Source organism: Rummeliibacillus pycnus (assembly GCF_050459865.1).
Taxonomy (GTDB): Bacteria; Bacillota; Bacilli; order Bacillales_A; family Planococcaceae; genus Rummeliibacillus; species Rummeliibacillus pycnus_B.
Window position 1 is genome coordinate 44,965 of record NZ_JBCMNM010000029.1, and the last position, 17,507, is coordinate 62,471.

At 30.8% G+C, this 17,507-nt stretch carries 20 protein-coding genes; 5 read left to right on the top strand and 15 right to left on the bottom strand.

Annotated features, from left to right (window positions below):
- Positions 1 to 117: 117 nt before the first annotated feature.
- The 10 genes from ABE048_RS08040 to ABE048_RS08085 form a co-directional block, all read right to left on the bottom strand.
- Positions 118 to 1,065: a hypothetical protein gene (locus tag ABE048_RS08040; RefSeq protein WP_430310455.1), complete on the bottom strand. Its 948-nt coding sequence runs from the start codon at positions 1,063 to 1,065 to the stop codon at positions 118 to 120.
- A gap of 57 nt (positions 1,066 to 1,122) precedes the next feature.
- The gene (locus ABE048_RS08045; protein ID WP_430310456.1) at positions 1,123 to 1,338 is read right to left on the bottom strand and encodes a helix-turn-helix domain-containing protein; all 216 of its coding nucleotides are present in this window, start codon (positions 1,336 to 1,338) and stop codon (positions 1,123 to 1,125) included.
- Between the two features lie 274 nt (positions 1,339 to 1,612).
- Positions 1,613 to 2,827, bottom strand: coding sequence for a WxL protein peptidoglycan domain-containing protein (locus ABE048_RS08050; RefSeq protein ID WP_430310457.1), 1,215 nt, complete (start codon positions 2,825 to 2,827; stop codon positions 1,613 to 1,615).
- A gap of 118 nt (positions 2,828 to 2,945) precedes the next feature.
- Positions 2,946 to 4,979 carry a leucine-rich repeat protein gene (locus tag ABE048_RS08055; RefSeq protein ID WP_430310458.1) on the bottom strand — a complete coding sequence of 678 codons (2,034 nt, stop codon included), beginning with the start codon at positions 4,977 to 4,979 and terminating at the stop codon, positions 2,946 to 2,948.
- Positions 4,980 to 5,127: 148 nt separating this feature from the next.
- The gene (locus ABE048_RS08060; RefSeq protein WP_430310460.1) at positions 5,128 to 5,448 is read right to left on the bottom strand and encodes a hypothetical protein; all 321 of its coding nucleotides are present in this window, start codon (positions 5,446 to 5,448) and stop codon (positions 5,128 to 5,130) included.
- A 143-nt stretch (positions 5,449 to 5,591) separates the two neighbouring features.
- Positions 5,592 to 5,999, bottom strand: coding sequence for a hypothetical protein (locus tag ABE048_RS08065; RefSeq protein WP_430310461.1), 408 nt, complete (start codon positions 5,997 to 5,999; stop codon positions 5,592 to 5,594).
- Positions 6,000 to 7,094: a hypothetical protein gene (locus ABE048_RS08070; RefSeq protein WP_430310462.1), complete on the bottom strand. Its 1,095-nt coding sequence runs from the start codon at positions 7,092 to 7,094 to the stop codon at positions 6,000 to 6,002.
- A gap of 129 nt (positions 7,095 to 7,223) precedes the next feature.
- Positions 7,224 to 7,370 (bottom strand): hypothetical protein, encoded by a 147-nt coding sequence (locus tag ABE048_RS08075; RefSeq protein WP_430310463.1) that lies wholly within the window; start codon positions 7,368 to 7,370, stop codon positions 7,224 to 7,226.
- A 351-nt stretch (positions 7,371 to 7,721) separates the two neighbouring features.
- Positions 7,722 to 8,687, bottom strand: coding sequence for a transcription termination/antitermination protein NusG (nusG, locus tag ABE048_RS08080; protein ID WP_430310465.1), 966 nt, complete (start codon positions 8,685 to 8,687; stop codon positions 7,722 to 7,724).
- Between the two features lie 24 nt (positions 8,688 to 8,711).
- Positions 8,712 to 8,897 (bottom strand): helix-turn-helix transcriptional regulator, encoded by a 186-nt coding sequence (locus ABE048_RS08085; protein ID WP_430310466.1) that lies wholly within the window; start codon positions 8,895 to 8,897, stop codon positions 8,712 to 8,714.
- A gap of 260 nt (positions 8,898 to 9,157) precedes the next feature.
- Here ABE048_RS08085 and ABE048_RS08090 point away from each other — a divergent pair, with 260 nt between their 5' ends.
- Positions 9,158 to 9,505, top strand: a complete 348-nt coding sequence (locus ABE048_RS08090) for a helix-turn-helix domain-containing protein (protein ID WP_430310467.1) — start codon at positions 9,158 to 9,160, stop codon at positions 9,503 to 9,505.
- A gap of 140 nt (positions 9,506 to 9,645) precedes the next feature.
- On the opposite strand, the gene ABE048_RS08095 is transcribed toward ABE048_RS08090, so the two are convergent.
- The 5 genes from ABE048_RS08095 to ABE048_RS08115 form a co-directional block, all read right to left on the bottom strand.
- On the bottom strand, positions 9,646 to 11,052 hold the full coding sequence (locus ABE048_RS08095; protein ID WP_430310468.1) for a vWA domain-containing protein: 1,407 nt from the start codon (positions 11,050 to 11,052) through the stop codon (positions 9,646 to 9,648).
- 121 nt (positions 11,053 to 11,173) lie between these two features.
- Complete coding sequence (locus ABE048_RS08100; protein WP_430310469.1) at positions 11,174 to 12,298, bottom strand: AAA family ATPase; 1,125 nt, start codon at positions 12,296 to 12,298, stop codon at positions 11,174 to 11,176.
- 41 nt (positions 12,299 to 12,339) lie between these two features.
- Positions 12,340 to 13,254 (bottom strand): DUF6744 family protein, encoded by a 915-nt coding sequence (locus tag ABE048_RS08105; RefSeq protein ID WP_430310470.1) that lies wholly within the window; start codon positions 13,252 to 13,254, stop codon positions 12,340 to 12,342.
- A 112-nt stretch (positions 13,255 to 13,366) separates the two neighbouring features.
- The gene (locus ABE048_RS08110; protein WP_430310471.1) at positions 13,367 to 13,771 is read right to left on the bottom strand and encodes a hypothetical protein; all 405 of its coding nucleotides are present in this window, start codon (positions 13,769 to 13,771) and stop codon (positions 13,367 to 13,369) included.
- Positions 13,772 to 13,806: 35 nt separating this feature from the next.
- Entirely contained in the window at positions 13,807 to 14,247 is a 441-nt protein-coding gene (locus ABE048_RS08115) for a DUF4258 domain-containing protein (RefSeq protein ID WP_430310473.1), read from the bottom strand.
- Positions 14,248 to 14,668: 421 nt separating this feature from the next.
- Here ABE048_RS08115 and ABE048_RS08120 point away from each other — a divergent pair, with 421 nt between their 5' ends.
- The 4 genes from ABE048_RS08120 to ABE048_RS08135 all read left to right on the top strand — a co-directional run bounded on the left by ABE048_RS08120 (position 14,669) and on the right by ABE048_RS08135 (position 17,489).
- The gene (locus ABE048_RS08120) at positions 14,669 to 15,100 is read left to right on the top strand and encodes a type II toxin-antitoxin system PrlF family antitoxin (protein WP_430310474.1); all 432 of its coding nucleotides are present in this window, start codon (positions 14,669 to 14,671) and stop codon (positions 15,098 to 15,100) included.
- Between the two features lie 20 nt (positions 15,101 to 15,120).
- Positions 15,121 to 15,525 (top strand): hypothetical protein, encoded by a 405-nt coding sequence (locus tag ABE048_RS08125; RefSeq protein WP_430310475.1) that lies wholly within the window; start codon positions 15,121 to 15,123, stop codon positions 15,523 to 15,525.
- A gap of 766 nt (positions 15,526 to 16,291) precedes the next feature.
- On the top strand, positions 16,292 to 16,588 hold the full coding sequence (locus tag ABE048_RS08130; protein ID WP_430310476.1) for a hypothetical protein: 297 nt from the start codon (positions 16,292 to 16,294) through the stop codon (positions 16,586 to 16,588).
- Between the two features lie 487 nt (positions 16,589 to 17,075).
- Entirely contained in the window at positions 17,076 to 17,489 is a 414-nt protein-coding gene (locus tag ABE048_RS08135; RefSeq protein WP_430310477.1) for a hypothetical protein, read from the top strand.
- Positions 17,490 to 17,507 lie beyond the last annotated feature (18 nt).

Consider the following 17,507-nt stretch of genomic DNA (forward strand, 5'->3'; position numbering starts at 1 on the left):
TTTATTATTTTTAACATGGATTACCCCTCCTTAAATCTCGACAAGTAATTGTCTTTCTACTTATAGACATAAAAAAAGAGATACCTATAAAAGTATCTCTTTTTCTTCCAATCTCATTTATGATTCTTTTTTGTAACTAACCTTTACTTTATTACTCAACGCTTTCCCTACTTCTTGACGGGCAACGTAAATACTTCCCGTATTTTTGCTAAGTTGCTTTATTGTAAACTTAATGGAGCTACTTTTTGAAGAACCTTTTAAAAGTTGATTACCTTTGCTGTCAAATACATACACGATTTGTCCTTTAGATAAACCATTGACAGTTATTGTGTCACTTTTCTTCTTGTTATTGACTACCTTTACATTTGAAGAAGAAAGAGCTTTGGATTTCTTATAACTATCTGAATTATAACTTACCATTCGAGTAAAACTTTCTTTTAATTTTCCTCGTTTTATTGATAAATAGACTTTACCTTCTTTTGCACCTAATTCATCAACAGAAAAAGTAATACTGCTGCCTTTTGCTTTACCTGTTGTTATTTCAGTATTAGGAGTTCCTACATAAGTTACATTATTTCTTTTCTTATAGACCTTGATTATATCGCCCTTTTGAACGTTCTTTACTACAATAGTATCTTTTTTACCTAATTTATTATTGGTTATCGATACATCATTTGTTTGCAAGCTATTTGTGTGGTCTTCAGCAATAAAGTAATAAATTCTAGTGTAATATCCTTCACTTGCTGTATAAACATAATCATAAATATCTCCATCTTTAAAATCCATTGCAAAAGACCAATCGATATATTTCTTTTTCTTACTATCATAGAAACTAGTGAACTCTCTGCAAACGTCCATTTCACCAGTACCGTAAACTTTATGTTCATATGAGGATTTTTTAGTCATTAACACCCGACATTCTTTAATTTTCGATGAATCGTATCCTTCATCATCAAAATTATTATAATGCTTAGCTTGAGCTGTACCACCAATACTTAATGTTGAAATGGTTAATGCTGCAATTCCTAATGTAGCAAGTAATTTATCCTTTAATTTAAATTTCATAAGGTTTTCCCCCTATTATTTAGTTGTACACTTCCTTTAGCAAATTCTAGCTGCAAGTTATTCTTCGACTGTATTCTTCTTAAATTTAATAATATCTTCAATATTACAACCGAAATATTCACACAATATATCTAATGTTTCAAAATTAACGCCCTTTCCTTTCTCATTATAGAGATTAGATAAAGCATTTCGGCTAATTCCTGTATCTCTTGATAATTCTGATATGTTGATACGTTTGTTTGCCATTAATATAGACAGTTTACTTTGAATCATTAAGTTAATAATCTCCCTTCTATGGAATTAATTGTTATATTTATTATATAACATATTTGATATGTACACAAGTCATTTTGCTATGATTTATTATCAAAATGCGTTTAGTACGTATCATTTTAGAAATTATTAACAAAACGAATTTCTTTTTAATTATTAAACATAAAAATAAACTTTCTCCTTCATTTTTAAAAAAAGCCTTTCATAAATAAGAAAACCCGAAAACAGCAATTGTTTTCGGGTTTTATGTTAAGTGAACTATGATTTACTTTAATTAGTTTTGTGGTTCGCTATCTATTTGATTATTTTGAATAGCTTCTCGAACTGCATTTAAGCGTATTTGCAAGATTTCTCTTTGCTTACTACGTTTAGATAATTTATTAACTAATAACTGTGCTATTTCATAATCCTTATTCAGCAGCGTTTCTTCTGCCAATTCTACTGCCTTCTCAGCCTCATTTTCTTTCTTCTTACGTAAGTAGAATAGAATTAATAGCAATAAGAATAGTAACAAAATGTAAATAATCCATGAATGTGAATTATCAAACGGTGCTTTTAGCATATTTTTAATGTTATTTGTTGTACCATCCTTTTCATATTTAAAATCTTTTTCAAATTTTTGAATATGTTCTTTACCACTACTGTCTGTATAAGTAAGTTCCCCTTTTAATGTATAAATTTCACCCTGTTTGATTTCCTTATAATCAAACGGAATTGAAAAGTTAGTTTTCGTCATTGGTGCAAATTTCATGGATTTTTTTGCAAAGAAAAGCTTTTTCCCTTTATGCGATACTTTGTAATTAATATTTGCGTTATGAATAATTAAAGGGCTATGTAATGTAATTGGTAAACGAACAGCATAATAAGTAGCCATCGGATCTACAAACACATCACCAAAGCTGAATTTTGCTTTATGATTTTTCGATGAATGAACAGCAATACCATAAATTGTGTTTATTTTGTTCTTTAAAGAGAATGTGACACCTTTTTTGTTTGATTCTTGGCTATCCTTTTCTGTAATTTGAAATGCGATTCCTCCAAGAACTGAACCTTTAATCTTTGGTATATCAATGTCTACTTTTACCGTTTTAACTTGTCCAGCATTCAACGTAATACTTTTCGGGATTTTTGCATATTTTTTCATTTCATATTCTTTAGCTATAATCATTGCATCTTCGGTTTTTTTAGTTTCGTATTGAATGATACCGTTTGGGCTGGTGTAAGCATTTAATATTTTCATATTGACTTGTTGTTTTGCTTTTGTATTGTTTGCTAATTGGAACGAAATTTGCTGATTAACACCGTTCTTTGATGTAATCGAAATGTACTGACTCACATCTTTATCCTGATTTTCGGGGAATACTGGTATTATGCTATATGGCAATCTATTATTTTCTGCAGCACTCACAGGACTTCCTATTAAACTTCCTAGTATCATAAAAACTGCAAAAAAACTTAATAGCCATCTGCCAAATTTTCTTTTTTTCATTCAAACAATCCTTTCATATTTTGAAATCTTCTTCAATTTTTACCGTTTTACTTATTGCATAAAAAAAAGCAAGAACCATTGGTCCTTGCTTTTTTCTCTAAATCTTTGTTTTAAATTTTTAAGGTGCTTGAATTAGATCCCATGTAACGGTAGATGAATAAGTAGATGAAGCACCATTTATTTTAGCAGTAGTTGGATCAACAGTAATTGATAAAGCATCACTTGGGAATGTTAAATTGAAAACCCCCATTCCTGTACCTTCGGCTGCTGACACTAGAGTTACTTTGCCGTTGTCAATAATTTGATTAGAACTCATAGAACTTACTGGTGAAGCACCTGAACCTAGTCCTACTCGTTCGATTAAAGTTACAGGTTTTAAACTCAATGTACCTTTTGGCAAAGTATTTTTCCCATCGGTAAACGGAGTTGCTGAAACATCTACACGATAGCCTAATTGATTACCTGTTAAATCTCTTACTACGAATTTATCTGTAAAGGAAGTAGAAAAACTTTTAGGTTGGTCAACTAATTTCACTTTACCAAATGAAACAACATCTGAATTTTTAAGTGAGAGTTCCCCACCATCAAGTGTAAAATTAACATCATTGGTTGCAGTGGAACTACCTTCTGTTACATCACCATTGTTTGTACCATCAATCTCTTTTTGTACAGCATCTAAACGATCAAGTAGATTATCTTTTAGTGGACTATCAGGTAATGCATTTACTAAATCTTTAGCATGATCTAAATCAGCTTGATTATGAGTAGATTCTGCTTGTTCCACTGCATTTGTCGCATCTGATTCCTTTTGTGAATTTTCTTGATTATTTCCATCAATCTCTTTTTGTACAGCATCCAAACGATTAAGCAAATCATCTTTCACTGAACCACTAGGCAATGCATTGACTAAATTTTTCGCTTTATCTAAATCAGCTTGACTATGAGTAGATTCTGCTTGTTCTACTGCACTTGTAGCATCTTTCTCATTTTGTTGCTGATTTATCTTTTTTTGCACAGCATCTAAACGACTTTGTAAATCAGATTTTGCAGTGATATCTTCTAATACATTGACTAACCCTTGTGCTGTAATAAGATCATTTGTTTTTAAAGAAGATTCTGCTTGTTCTACTGCTGCTGTTGCAGTTGCAAGTGCTTGTTTTTGATTAATCTTATTTTGTACTGCATCTAAACGTTTTTGTAAATTTGCTTTTGCAGTAGGATCTTCTACATTATTTACTAAAGACTGTGCATTATTTAAGTCACTTTGACTTAAAGAAGATTCTGCTTTCTCCACAGCTTTCGTTGCTTGTTCATCTGCTGATGACGTATAGAATGTATGTCCATTAGCATTTGCGTATGTTTCTGATGTAGATCCTTTTGCTGCGTAAATTACTACATCTTTTTCCAATCCATTTGTCATATTAGGATTCATTGCTAATGATGAAGATCCGTATAACATATTCGCATTTTTTACATAAAATTTTGTAATATTGTTTTTATTAAAAGCAGTGCTGCCAATAGAAATTACACTATCAGGAATTGTTACACTTGTTAATAAATTATCATTGAATGCACTTGCTCCAATAGTTTTTACATTTTTACCAAATGTAAGACCTGTAATTTGATTTCTTAAAAAAGCATTTGAACCAATAGAAATTACACTATCAGGAATAAATACCATAGAAAGATTATTTTCACTAAATGCATTTACTCCAATAGTTTTTACATTTTCACCAATAACTAAATCCTTTATGTTATTACTATAGAAAGCATAATCACCTATAGATGTAACACTATCAGGAATTGTAATATTTTCAATGTATTGATCAAAAAAAGCATTAGTTCCTATTGTCGTTACAGTGTTTGGTATAGTAATACTCGTATACTTATAGTAAGATCCATTTTCTCTAAAAGAATGGTCACCTAAAACGGTTACTTTATATCCATCAATACTACTTGGTATTGATAAAGAAATTGAACTACCCAAATAACGGTTAATTTCAATAGTTCCATCTCCTAAAACAGTATACTCATATTTTCCATCACTACTTGTTGCTGCATGAGCTATGTTTAAAGGCGATATTAATGTTATTAACATCAATGCAATGGCTAACATTGAAACGAAGTGTCTTTTAAATCTTGTCTTAATCAAAATCTTATTCCTCCTCTTAATACGTTGATTTAATACGTTGATACGAAGTTTGTTAATAGTGATTGTTTCTTCCAACACTCCTTTCCAATATTAAGTTTTTAACCGTTCACTTATAGGTATAAAAAAAAGAAGGGCTAAACAGCCCTTCTTAATCGTAAGAAATAATGAATTTAAACTTATTAATTTGCTCTTGATCTTTTAGAATTTCATTTGATACATTCTTTGCACCTCTTAAGTATTTATCTTCTGTATTTGATATAACTTCTAAGAGTTCTTTTATAGAACAATCTTTGTTACCTACTACTATTCTATAAAGATGATTCATTTGAACTTTTTGAGTAAAGGGTTCTAGTTTACCGCATAATTTATCAAATGTCTTTGCAAATTTGACAGCTTTGTTTTTACTATTCTTATTTCGATTTTCATTCGCTTCAACAACCAATGCATCTAGTGTAGTCTTTATTTTCATTTTTTCTAAAATATCAATAGCAAAATCTCCTCTCCTTACCCTCTCACCCTATAAATTTAAAAAGCGTATCCCAAAAGAGATACGCTAAATTAAAGGGGGTTGCTATATATTCAAAAAAGCAAAATGCTTTTTGAATGAAAATATTAAGAGTTAAAACCCATTAAAAATGCTTCAGCAGAATCCACTAGAGCTTCATCTACTTCTTCTACATCTATTTTTTCAATATTCCCCATAGATTCATCTGTAGATGCAACTGAATGTACTCCAATGGTTTGTAGCTTATTCAAGGTATCCATGATTACATCGAATTGCTCTAACTGCAACTTTTGCATAGCTTTAAGTTCATTACATATGGCCGTAGTTTCTTCTCTATTGTTTGTGTTTTGTAAATGAAATAGTTCTTCCATAGACATATGTTGTTGTGAAAACTTCAACATATTTCTCACTATTTGGCTTTTATACTTTTTAGGTAAAGTAGCTAGAAATTCAATAAGCGACTTATCCTCATTTTCGTTAAATCTTACCGAGAGTGAAAAATTTTCATTACTCATTTACACCACTTCTTTTTTTCTTAGTATCGCCTTACCCATACGTAAATAGCCAATTGCATTTGCAAATTGATATTCATTAACTTTTTGCAAGCCTTTAAAATTCTTTTTTAACCATTCTTCATATAAATCACCACCACCACCAGCCAAAAATATCTTTGCAAAGAATGATGATTCATCTTTCCATAATTGTCTTAAATGGTCTGCAATATCATTTGCTATAGCACTTTTCTTTTCATTAATAATTGGTGCAAAGTCAATTGGCTCACTGTTATAAGTTATTTTCTTTGAAGGATTTTCCTTATTAAGAAGTTTACTATCAATTAACCGATCCTTTAATTCAGCACCGCCTGTTTGCCCTTTAAAATACATTTTCAAAGCATTTCGTAAGTCGATTACGCCTTTATCATATGTACCGCTTAGTTTGATTATTGGAGCAAATGCACCGTTCTTCATTACTTCTACTACAATGTAATCTGTAGTACGGAATCCAACATCAATTAATGCAAACATGTTCCCTTGATCCATTAAATCAGCATATAGGTTACGCCCTTCATGGTTTACAGTTGCAGACATAATTGCACTTGCACCTTGCGGAAATACTAATGTCTGTACAATCTCTTTTTTGAATGTTTCACCTTTATTCTCACCGCTTAACCATTTAACAGCCATTTGCTCTCCATTCATAGATTCTGCAAAGTTCTTAGATTGGGCTGCGTAAAAGTCTAATGGTAATCCTGTAAGGAGATATACTTTATTACACTTATTATCTGAGACTAACTGGATAGCTACGTTAATTAGAATTTTAGTTGTTTCAGCATTAAATCTATCTTGTTTGTTGAAGTTTCGAGTAATGTTATCTGTTGAAGATGCTGAATTCCCGATATTATAAATTTTACCGTCTACCTGAACTTGAATATCATCATCTTGAAACTCTTTATCGTTCCCAAATCCTATGACATTCCCCATATTTAATCCACCATCATAACCCTCACCAATTAAAGCGGGAAATATTACTCTCTTACCATTTGATGAAATAGCTTTTACAAAGCCATAACCTAAATCCACTGAGATATATTCAATACCTTCATTGTTCATAAATAGTACCTCCTAATATTTTTATTTTAAATAAGCAATGACTTTCAATTGTTTACTTAAAATAAAAAGTCACTTCCTTTCCATAGCTGAATACAGAAGTGACAATTTATCTTTATGGATTTCTTTTCCTTAACCAACAGAATTGATTTTAGCAGTAAATTTACCTAGAACTGCTTTACCGATATTTACAAATTCGTCAGGGAAAAATGCAGCGAAACCAACGAAAATCAGTAACCCTAAAATAATTAATGTAATTGCTGTAGAATGTCCTTCCATTCAATCTCCTCCTTTCCAGTAATTAAATTTTTGGCATGGCTACGCCACCCCTGTTCTCCCCATTTCTTTAAGGGATTCCGAGCATTTTGTAACCTATACAAAGCATTTTGTTTAAATTTCTTAGTAAATTTATAGAAAAACTCATATTTACACTTAGAGAATGGCATTTAGCTATTGTCTATCACTAAATAGAGGGTTTCCTTACTGCATTAATGACGTACTTTAAATGTTTAATAACAATGACTTTAGATACTAATGAATAATCGTGTAAAGCTTTATATGATCTCTTTTCAAAAAGTGAAGCCTTATAGTTTCGTGAATACAAATGAGTTGTTAAGTAATATCTATTCATCATAGCAATGCCCCCTCACGATTAATAAGGACATTCAGCTGGCGAATCATATTGTTTATTTGTTTGTTATTATTGAAGCAAGAATTGGAAGTTGGTATTAGTAGTTTAAGAGTGCGATAAATCTTCATTGACATAGTGATTACTAGCTTATTTCTTCGATCATTTGCAGTACAGCGAGTAAACGTAGTTTTAAGTGATTTACAACGTTTTATGCCTTCCTCGAATAACTGATTTAACATGCTAATAGATTGTTTTAATTCTTGGGCAGCTCTTAATTTAACTAATATTTGATCATATTTTTTTAATAACTCTTTTTCTTGTTGAGTACCGATAACTGTATTTGCTTCTGATAATATTTCATCTTTAAGAGTTACCATTTCCTCTACGTTAATTTCTTCCACTTCTCCCAATTTAACCTGTACTTCAGGACTTAAATCTAGTTGTCTCATAAAACTTTCCATTTCTTCTTGTGGAACTGAGTAAATAGAAGGAAATCCAATAACATTTGGAATACTTTTTATGATGTGCCAAAGAGAATTGCAAATTTTAAGAGTATCCCTTGTTGTTTTTATGATTATATAACCTTTTAAAACGCTAATAATTTTTTTTACTTTTTGTTTTTCTTGTTGTATCTTTTTAGTTAGGACACTAATTTCTTTGCTGTAAGTGTCCTTTAGGCATAAACTTTCTGCATCATAATGTGTCTTTAAATTATCATAAGCGATTCGCAAATTATTTAAGTTGCTTTGTAAATTTCTATAGTTTTGGTATTTTTCAAATTCTCTACTTTCTACTCCTTGCTTTTCTGAGAAAGTAGTTACATCGTTAGAAAGGTTTGTATATGTTTCCATAGCATATATAGCTTCAACATTGGCATTGTCATTATGTAAAGCTAATACTTTTAATAGCATTTCTTTTACATTCAATTCTGTACCTGTTTTAACACTTACTACAAAATATGACATACAAAACACGCCTTTCTTTGAGGTTTATTTGTAAAAATTAGTCCAATCTATAGATAAATTATTTGCAATCTTTATAGCGATATCAGGAAGAGGTGTTCGATTACCCCGTTCTATCATGTTGTAGTAAGCACGACTAATCTCACTTGCAACTGCTATCTTTTCTTGGGTGAGTCCTTGCTTTATGCGTTCTTGTTTGAGCCAATTACGCATAGTTTTTCACCCCTTTCGAAAATTAAATTGTAAATTTGTGTTATGTAACCGCAAGTTACGTTACTTCTTTTTCTAATTTAAGGCAAAAAAATTAAACTGTCAAACATTTTTGGCAAAAAAATTAAACAAATGGACATTTAAGTGTCGTAAAACGATGAAAATCAAAGTAATTATCAAAAAAATTATTCAAATCCTATTAATTTGACCTTGAATTTTGTCAGATTAATAACTTAATTGAGATTTGAGAGGAGTTTTTCTAAATGAATTTTAGTGAACGTTTAAAAAAATTGAGACTAGATAAAAATTTAAGCCATTATGATATGGCTGATATACTAGATATGACACGCCAATCTTATGCTTATTTAGAACGTAAACAGGACGATAAAAAATTAGATTATGTAGTTACACTTGCTAAATATTTTGGAGTATCGACTGATTATTTATTAGGTACATCAGATTTCCCTAATCCTGTAGATAAAAGAGACCAGGATTTTATGGATCAAATATTAGATGAAGAATTAAAAGACTGGATTGCAAATGAATTAAATCATTTAAACAAAGATGAGCTTCATAAACTTAAAACTTTATGGGAATTAATGCATAAATAAATCACTCGATAATTCAAAATTTAAGAGAGTTTTTAAAATTTAAGAGAGTTATTTTTAATTTTTATTTAATATGTGTTATAACTTTTTCTATTTAATTTCAAAATTAAGAGCGTGAAAAAACTTCTTTCACGCTCTTTTTTTTAGATTTCAAATGCTGCAAATGCTTTTTCATCGTTAAAATCAGTTATCTTTACACATTTATCACTTAACGGTTCTAATACTGATTCTTTATGAGTTTTAATTAAAAGCGTTAGCAGTTTAAAATCTAATTCTTTCTTTATTTTTTTAAATCTATTTTGAAATTCCTCTAATACTCTCGCATCACCATCTGTTATAAAAACAATATCCGCTTTTTTAAAAGCTTTTTCTTTTTGAATTACTTTAATTGCTTCATCAAGTGGATTTACAAAGTTTGTTCCTCCATCTAAAAACGCTGAAGCCACTTCCACTAATTGTTCATTTGTATATTTACCTTTAGGAAATTCATATTTACGAATACTACTACTAAACGTAATTAATACAAAATCACGTTTTTGTCGTTTAGCTATCATCATAAGTGCCAATGCAAACCCTTTTGATTGAGTATCGAGATTTTTCATAGAACCACTCTGATCTAAACAGCAAACAATAGCACCTTGTCCTAGTGATTCCTTTCCTTTTTGGTCAAACATTAAAGTTTGTTCTTCAGCAAATCTTCTTAAAAAATCTAAACGAGTTCCACTGTAGTTATACAAAAGTAATTCTGAAGGTAATAATCGTTTTATCTCATTACCAACTACTACCCCTGTACGTGCCAAAGCCTCTTGATGTTTAGATTTTTGTTTCTTTCTTGCAATAGATTTAAAACGTCCAGCCCATTCCGCAATCTCTTTCAGCTTAGTATTTTTATTTAATAGTTCAGCCAAATGTATTTGATCTTTGAAAGGTACTTTTTTAAGGTCCGAACGACCATTACCAGCCATTAAATCTTCCACTTTTTCTTTTGTATCTTTAGCAGAACTATATGAATCATTTAGCAATTGTGAGATATAAGCACCTTGTTTTTCTATTGATTGCTTTATAACTTGTTGTAAATCTTGCTCTGCTTGTTCAATTCTTTGTTTCTTTCCTCTCCCTTTCGAATTTTTGGCATCATCTAATGCTTGTCTTTTTTCTTGAAATTCTTCATTAGAATTATTCTGAATATCGATCCAGTCACTAATTTTTTCAGAAAAGCGAATGGATGTAAGAGCAGACATTAGAGAATCCATTTTTGTTGAAGGACGAATTTCTTCATACAATTCATCATTCATAACATTCTCTATCATTCTCTTGTTACCGACTAACTTTTCACTCACATCTTCTTGTATCTGTGGAGAAAATTTATAGAGCGAGGCCCAAACATCCCCTATCAAATCGTTAAAATATGGAACAATTTGTTTTTTACTAATACTTTTTAATTCTTTAGAACTCTCAACAAGTGATTGATAATGTCTGCGATCAAAACTATCTGTATTTATGACTGAATTATTGTCTATAATTTTTCTCTTTTCCAATTGAAAAGTCATTTTAAACACCTCTCCGAATTAATTTTTCACAAAGAAAAAGCCGAAAGAATAAACTCTCGGCTTCAAAATTAACTATTATATTATTAAATTATTTCACTATTAATAGTTAAATGGTTTTATATTAAATTCCTGTGAGACTTAAATCCACGACTTCTCTAAGAATTGTTTGGATTGTATTCTCACAGCTCTCTAATTTTTGATCATCTTCATTTGAAGTTGCACTTCGATGTTTATTCCGATAATCAATAATATTTTGGCGAATTTCTTTTATTTTTTTAGTAGTTTCAAGAACCAATTCTGTAGAAGTATTTTTAAGTACATTATCCTTTAATTCTTCTACAATACTTAATGATTCTTTAATCATCATATCTACTTTATCTTGAGCATATAAAGTTATGATTTTTTTAGTTTTATCTTTTTGATCTACAGTTTGCCATAGACTATTTTCAAGAATTTGAATATCTGATAACTGAACAGATGTACGTCCTTCAAGATACGCTTTAGCCTGTAGAATTGATAAGGATTGTTTAAATCGTCTATCAGAAGGTCTTATTCCTTCAGTTTTTAAATCCTCACGAATACTTGCTAATGCCATGACAACATTTGTTGGAACAACTACATTATCTACTGCAAATTGTGCCATCTCTAATTCATCAAGTGTCATTTTAGGAGCATTAACAAATTGCCCTTTATTCTGCATCATTGCAACGAAGTTTTGAGCATCTTGAATATATTCAACTTCATATCTTAATAGAAATCTGTCAAATAAAGCTTCAAGTCCTTCGTTTTCTTCGGGATATTCATTAGATGCCCCTACTACTGACATTAGGGGTACTTGTATTGGCTTTCCGTTATTATAAAAAATACGTTCGTTGATGATAGTTAGTAAAGCATTCAAAATAGCTGAATTTGCTTTGAAAATTTCATCTAAGAAAGAAATGTGAGCTTCAGGCATTTTGTTAGCAACGTTACGAGCATATACACCTTGTTCTAAGTCTTTTAAGCTCAATGCTCCGAAAACTTCTTCAGGTGTACTAAAACGTGTTAATAACCATTGGAAATAGTTACTTCCGTCAATAATCTTAGCTAGTTCCGTACTTAACGCAGATTTACCGGTACCAGCCTCACCAATCAATAAAATATGTTGGCGAGCAAGCAACGCAACTAAAATACCTTCAATTTCGGCTTCACGTTCGATGAATTTATTGTTTAAATAATTTTGAATATCTCTCAGTATATTTGTCATGTTTTTGACCCCTATCAATTTTTTTATTTTTAACTATACAATTATTTCATTTCAACATTAGCTAATAATCTTTGTGCAGCTGCCTTCGCTTCAAGGACTTTGCTTTCTAATTCCTCTTTATTTGCAAACATATCTTCACGATAAGCTTTATAGCCTTCGATAGTTTGGTTAGTAAGAGTAATAAGATCCTTTAATTGCGATTTGCGTAATGTTTGACCATTTTGAGCTGCAATTAAGATTTCATCAGCTTGATCAATTAGCTTTTTGTTAATCATGTTTTTGTTGTCTGTCGTATCCACTACAGGAATTTTATAACCTTCCGAATTAACAAGACCAGCACATAATTGGCATAGCTTTACTAATCCTTCAGACTGACTTTCAGGAACAAAGTAAATTCCACCATTTTCACGTACTGGTGTTGGGGCTAGGGATTTTAAAATACCCATAACCATTACACGAAGGTGTTGTGACGAGTGGAAATCTTTATAAGAATGGAACTTCTCATTAATGTCTTGAATCATCGATAAGATAGTTGCATCCTGTTGACTTTCAGTAGTTGTAGTAAGTGTGCCGTTTGCTTTATGGAGTGTAATAACACCAGCTTGCGAATTGTAGTCAAGGCGTTTACCTGATTGATCTACAGTTTCCACTACTATATTTCGTTGAACTGTATCTACATCTGAGAAAACTTCACGAATTATATAGTTTTTGTACACACCAACTTTTGATGTTTCACGTTTACACTCACTTTCTTTCGTTGCTCTGCGGTACGCATCAACTACACGAATTTCTTTAGGTGCAAAGTTTTCATCGATACCGACATTTTTTATTAATTCTAGTAAATCCTCACGCTTGATTAGTTGTTTCCCGACTGAGTACCAAAATAAATGCCCTAAATTTCCTGTAGTACCCACTTCAACAGCTGCCATAGAACGTAAGTTAATATTATTTACCATAATTATTCTCTCCCTTATTTCCGGTTATTTTTATAGAAAAAACGTGCTGATTAGACACTGAATGTCTTACCAAAACACGTTTTGAAGTATTTCTCTATCTAATTGATGCATCTTATATTTTTAATTGAATTAGTTCATTGAAGTCAATTTCATTAGGTATCGGCTTACGAGAACGAACTGAAGAAACAACTTCTTCTACAAGAATTTCATCCAGTAATCCAGCCACACCTAGAATTTCAAACTCTCCACCACAAGTATTACACTTATTTCGAGGATAGTTTGTAACAACAATTTCTATTTGTTTGCCAGCAACTTCTACAGTCTGCTCGAATGGTGGTTTTGTAGTAACAATACACTCTTCATGACAGTGTGGACAAGTTGTTTGTTCAACCTTTCCTTCATAAGCATTAATAGAATGTAAAATTAAATCTTCCATTTGCATTCCGTATAATGCTCGTTTTAACTTAATTCTATCTTTATTAAATTTACTTATCTCAGCCACAAGATATTTTTTCATCTTAATAGCCCCTCTCCTATTAGATTTTTATATGGTTATTCCTCATAATTACAAAAACATACACGTTCATTATAGAATTCAGACCATTTCCAAGCATGAGATTGAGGATTGTAAGCAGTAATTACCAACCATTTATCTTTTGCAATCATATTGATTACAACATGAAGTGGACGTTTATTTACACCTACATATCCTAACAAAACTAGTGCAATTGAACCCACCGTTTTGTTTCGTTCGATACACCAACCGTAATTTATTACTTCCATTACATCTTTATTGGATACCGAACGTTCTACACCACGCTTTTTAAAATGGCGATCCAGCAGAATAGTAGCTTGTCCATTTTCTAACTTTGTTAAAAACTGTTCATGCTCTTTTTCTCCTATTGGAACGTATTTTTCTGCCTTTTCTAACCAACTTTCATGTTTTTCTTTACATTCTTTCGGTTCTATACAACTAAAACTATTTTCACACATTTCCCATTCCCCTTTCATTAATTTTTTTTTAAAAACACAAAAAAGCCGAGCAATCCCAAAAGGAATCAATCGACTTTTTTCATATATTAGTAGCTAAAAACTACATAATAATCCTATTAAAATGTTTTTGGCTTAAAGCCTGAACTCTTATGCTATCTAAAGCTAGAGTAGTTGTTTTGTGTCGAATCTCCTAACAGTGCGTTATCGCAGCTGGTTTGACGACTTCTCGCTCAGTTTCAAAAATCATTCTGAAAGTAATGATTGGCGAGCTAATAATAATTGATCTATGGCAATAATTTTAACTTACAAGAATATTAATGTCAAAGTATTTTGCTAGCAAAAAACTTTGACATTAAATTGACTTAGGCAAAAATTTTAATATACAATAGGAAAGTAAGGAAAAAGTAAGGAGGTTTATAATTTGGCATTTGAAACAGGTTCTTTGTCGAGTAAAGGTCAAATCACTATTCCTAAAGCCATCCGTAAAACATTAAAACTAACTCACAAAGAACAGTTAGTTGTATTTCAAGAATTAGATGATGGTAGGGTTTTAATTCAAAACCATGTAGATACGTTAGAGAACAAGCAATCTGTACAAATGAATTTACTAAAGTATTTATCTAAAGATTTTAAAACTATTTTTGTAGTTACGACTTCTTCTGATATTACTAGATTTTATGAAGATATAAGGCCTAGTAAACGATTCATTGTAATTAATGATATTAATGAAATCCAAATAAAAAGTAAGGATGAAGTATTAATTGTAACGACTAACCCTAACAACATTGGTTATATTGAAAAATTACTTATTATCCAAGATGGAAATTTTGTAACTCTTTTCGAAAATAACTAGAACCTAAAAGGAGAATAAATATGTTACAAACACAAGTTAAATTAGAAAGAGATAATTTTGATGAAAGTGGATTAATTCAAATAGAAGGGGTTTTGGCGGATAGCCTTATTGAAATCGTGGAAATTTGTAATAATACCGATTTTGAAACTCCTGAACTATCTTATATGAAGAAATTTATTAAATATGAGTATGAAACGCATTCAGACACTTGTTTGAATTGCTCCCATTCTCCAATTCCTGTAGAACGAATTGTTATTAATTTGAAACAAGCAACCCAAGTATTTGCACAATCCACCATAAGATCAATGCCATATTTACCTCAATTAATAACATTCACATTTGCATTGGTGGATATATGGGGATCTGCAAATGATATTGTCGTTGAAAAATATGAATGCTGCGGAATTTGGCATTTTTGTATTTAAGTATTTTACTAGAAAGGATAATTGGAGATATGGATATTAAATTCAATATAAATCTTTTAAACGTTTTGATTATTACTCCATTTTTGGCTTCAGGATTGTTATGTTTTGTAACTCTAATTTCTACCTATATACCAAAGCTATACAAAAACAAAGAGTTTATGAATTCATTACTTACAATTGTAGCTGGATCAATTAGTGTTGAGCTATTTATTATTTTAATTTCTTTCGTTGTAAATTTTAGATAAATAAAATACGTATTCGAAATATTAATAAGTGATATAGCGTCTATGCCGTATAAGAAGGATGATGTGCAACAAGAAAACCTTGAATCCACTAGGATTGTTGTTTCTGTTTCTGTCTTAATAAAAACAGTTCTCTAATAAAAGCACCGATAATTCCCGAAAGAAAAATAATCACTAAAACATTTATCAATCTAATAAATGTATAAGGCGACAGAACAGCTTGAACGGAACAGAGGATAATATTTATTCCGATGAGAATAGCCAAAAGAATTAGACTTTTTGGGGAAGTTTTTATCAACTAATTCACTCCAAACTCAAAGAATAATTTCCAGTATTATCAAAATTATTGTAACACGAAATAGTAAAACATGTTGAACATTTCGTAGATTTAGTGACATAGAGTCTATGTCTTGTAACGTAGAAAAACAATTTAGCGAAGATAGTATTAATAAATCGTTAATATTGATCTTTTTATTTTAGTACACTGGTATTATCAAATTAAAAAGTTAATAGGAGGAGATAGAATGGCAGTAGATGATCGCGCAATTAATAATCTAAGAACATGGTATGATTCCGAGTATGAAGCACTCAAAGACGAGTGGAAAAGTGGCCAATTTGAAAGATTTACAAATTGTCCTTCTTTTAAAAGTACATCTGCATATCGAAAAGCTCTAAACATTTTAATTGAAGAACGTTATCTTCCTGAATACGTTGAATCCTACAAGATACCTCCACTCAGAAAATCAATAAGTGAAGTTTTGCACAATGAAAATTTTTGGAAAGAAAAAAAGACCGTAATTAACGACCTTTCCAATGCCTGATTACAAATGTATTAGCTTTCTCTTTAAGACTTTTCGCTGGTTCTTTCTCTTCTTGCATGATATATGATAACAATGTTGCCAAACTGACATTATAATTTACATCACGTTCTATATACTCCATGATTTTCTTCAATTCTAACAGTTGGCAATCAGTGATGTTGGCTTGTAGATGCCTCTTGATGAAATTGTCCATGAAATACTGACTATGAAATGATTAATGGATTAATACCGCACAAGCCCTCGCTGGTCTTATGAACAAGGCTGAAATTCCTGTATTCATCTGAAGGAGAAGAACGTAAAATTATTAAGCAAAAGACTGCCAAAAGTTTAACTACTTTTGGCAGTCTTTTTACGTATCAAATGATGAAGTCATATTCTAACGCTTAGGTATTTTTATAAATTCTATTACTAGAATAAATTTAGATAAATTTAAAGGAATTGTAATATTTTTACTGAATTATATATTACTAGAAAGGGAGTGTTTGAATTGAACAAAAAGAAAGTAAAAGGAAAAATTATTATTTCGTCTTTATTAGGTTTATTTTTATTAACGTCTTTTGTATTAACCGCATCAGCAGTTTATTCAAAATTCGACTGTACCTATGCCGGTATCTCTTGCAAGGGAGTTAAAGTTACTGGATACGGTACTGTACTGGCTCATTCAGATTATGTGTATGCAAGTAGTGGAAAAGAATTACAAGTAAGTAATTCTTCTACTGGTCCGTTTAATTTAGTAACTCAATTAGTAGATTCTTCTGGTAATGCGATTTCAAGAGAAGTTTATTATTCGGATACAATATTTGTGAAAGTACCTAAAAGTGATAATTACAGGGTTAAAGTAACGTGTAAGGATTCTTCATCACAGGCAAGGTGTACAGGTCAGTCGCAGGTTTCTCAATAAAAACAGTAAAAAGAGCAT

Bases quoted from the DNA above. Each gene is read 5' to 3' on its own strand.
- ABE048_RS08040 (WP_430310455.1), bottom strand. From the start codon at position 1,065: ATGAAATTTAAATTAAAGGATAAATTACTTGCTACATTAGGAATTGCA.
- ABE048_RS08045 (WP_430310456.1), bottom strand. From the start codon at position 1,338: ATGATTCAAAGTAAACTGTCTATATTAATGGCAAACAAACGTATCAAC.
- ABE048_RS08050 (WP_430310457.1), bottom strand. From the start codon at position 2,827: ATGAAAAAAAGAAAATTTGGCAGATGGCTATTAAGTTTTTTTGCAGTT.
- ABE048_RS08060 (WP_430310460.1), bottom strand. From the start codon at position 5,448: ATGAAAATAAAGACTACACTAGATGCATTGGTTGTTGAAGCGAATGAA.
- ABE048_RS08065 (WP_430310461.1), bottom strand. From the start codon at position 5,999: ATGAGTAATGAAAATTTTTCACTCTCGGTAAGATTTAACGAAAATGAG.
- ABE048_RS08070 (WP_430310462.1), bottom strand. From the start codon at position 7,094: ATGAACAATGAAGGTATTGAATATATCTCAGTGGATTTAGGTTATGGC.
- ABE048_RS08075 (WP_430310463.1), bottom strand. From the start codon at position 7,370: ATGGAAGGACATTCTACAGCAATTACATTAATTATTTTAGGGTTACTG.
- nusG (WP_430310465.1), bottom strand. From the start codon at position 8,687: ATGTCATATTTTGTAGTAAGTGTTAAAACAGGTACAGAATTGAATGTA.
- ABE048_RS08085 (WP_430310466.1), bottom strand. From the start codon at position 8,897: ATGCGTAATTGGCTCAAACAAGAACGCATAAAGCAAGGACTCACCCAA.
- ABE048_RS08090 (WP_430310467.1), top strand. From the start codon at position 9,158: ATGAATTTTAGTGAACGTTTAAAAAAATTGAGACTAGATAAAAATTTA.
- ABE048_RS08095 (WP_430310468.1), bottom strand. From the start codon at position 11,052: ATGACTTTTCAATTGGAAAAGAGAAAAATTATAGACAATAATTCAGTC.
- ABE048_RS08100 (WP_430310469.1), bottom strand. From the start codon at position 12,298: ATGACAAATATACTGAGAGATATTCAAAATTATTTAAACAATAAATTC.
- ABE048_RS08105 (WP_430310470.1), bottom strand. From the start codon at position 13,254: ATGGTAAATAATATTAACTTACGTTCTATGGCAGCTGTTGAAGTGGGT.
- ABE048_RS08110 (WP_430310471.1), bottom strand. From the start codon at position 13,771: ATGAAAAAATATCTTGTGGCTGAGATAAGTAAATTTAATAAAGATAGA.
- ABE048_RS08115 (WP_430310473.1), bottom strand. From the start codon at position 14,247: ATGTGTGAAAATAGTTTTAGTTGTATAGAACCGAAAGAATGTAAAGAA.
- ABE048_RS08125 (WP_430310475.1), top strand. From the start codon at position 15,121: ATGTTACAAACACAAGTTAAATTAGAAAGAGATAATTTTGATGAAAGT.
- ABE048_RS08130 (WP_430310476.1), top strand. From the start codon at position 16,292: ATGGCAGTAGATGATCGCGCAATTAATAATCTAAGAACATGGTATGAT.